The sequence below is a fragment of the Planomonospora parontospora genome, assembly GCA_014647935.1.
GTDB classification, from domain to species: domain Bacteria; phylum Actinomycetota; class Actinomycetes; order Streptosporangiales; family Streptosporangiaceae; genus Planomonospora; species Planomonospora parontospora.
Genome location: BMQD01000096.1, coordinates 1 through 1,001 on the forward strand (window position 1 = coordinate 1; position 1,001 = coordinate 1,001).

General features: G+C 71.0%; 1 protein-coding gene. It reads right to left on the reverse strand.

Annotation, left to right across the window (positions count from 1 at the left end; all coding sequences use genetic code 11):
- The coding region (locus IEZ07_RS35275) for an IS630 family transposase (RefSeq protein WP_191898772.1) at positions 1-986 on the reverse strand (986 nt) is incomplete at its 3' end.
- Between the last annotated feature and the right edge of the window lie 15 nt (positions 987-1,001).

Consider the following 1,001-nt stretch of genomic DNA (forward strand, 5'->3'; position numbering starts at 1 on the left):
TCGGCGAAGAAGCCCCGGACGATGTCGGGACGCTTTTGCAGCCGACGCATGCCGCGATGCATGGCCGCGGCCAGCTCGTGCTCATCGGCGACCGCCTCACGGGCCGCCCTGGCTTTGATGTTCTGGTTGACCCACTCATCGGGGTTGAGCTCGGGTGCGTACGCGGGCAGGAAGAACAGGCGCAGCCGCCCGCCGGAGCGCGCGGTGAAGTCGCGGACCGCCCGGGCGGTGTGGATCGAGGAGCCGTCGACGATCAGGATGATCGGCCGGGTGATGGTCCGCAGCAGCTGCGTGCAGAACCCGAGGAACGCCCAGCGGTCCATCACCCCGTGGCCCAGCCGGTAACGCAGTGTGCCATCGGAGGCGAGGGCCGAGAACATCTTCACCGACCGGCGGCCCGCCCCCGCGTGCGCGACCGGAGTCTGCCCGATCAGGCCCCAGGTGGTGCCCGAGCGGTGATCGACGCGCATGCTCATCTCGTCGGCGAACAGCACCACCGCTCCCCGCCGGCGCGCGCCGCGGCGGATCCGCGGGAAGAGGGTGCTCCTCCAGCGGGCGATGGCCGCCTCATCACGCCGCGGCGACCGGTAGACCGGACGCTGCACCGACAGGCCCAGTCCGTGCAGCAACCGTCCGGTCGCCGCCACCGACAATCCGATGCCGAACCAGGTGGAGATCACCATCGCCACCAGTGCCCGGGTCCACAGCACCACCGCGGTGCCCAGCACCTGGCGGGGCGTGACATCGCGCACCACCGCCTGGACGGTCTGCTCCTGGCCGGGCCCCAGCCGCCGCGGCCGGCCCGGCGCCTTCTTGATCCGCAGTGCCTCGGTGCCACCCGCACGGGCCTGACGTTTCCACCGGAAGATCGATTCACGGCCCACGCCCAGCGCCTCGGCCACCCGGTCCGGTGACATGCCCTGCTCCAGCAGCCGGAGGGCGAAGACCTTCTCCTCGAACGTCGCTCTGCGACCTTTCCTGGCCATGCTTCCAGGATGCTC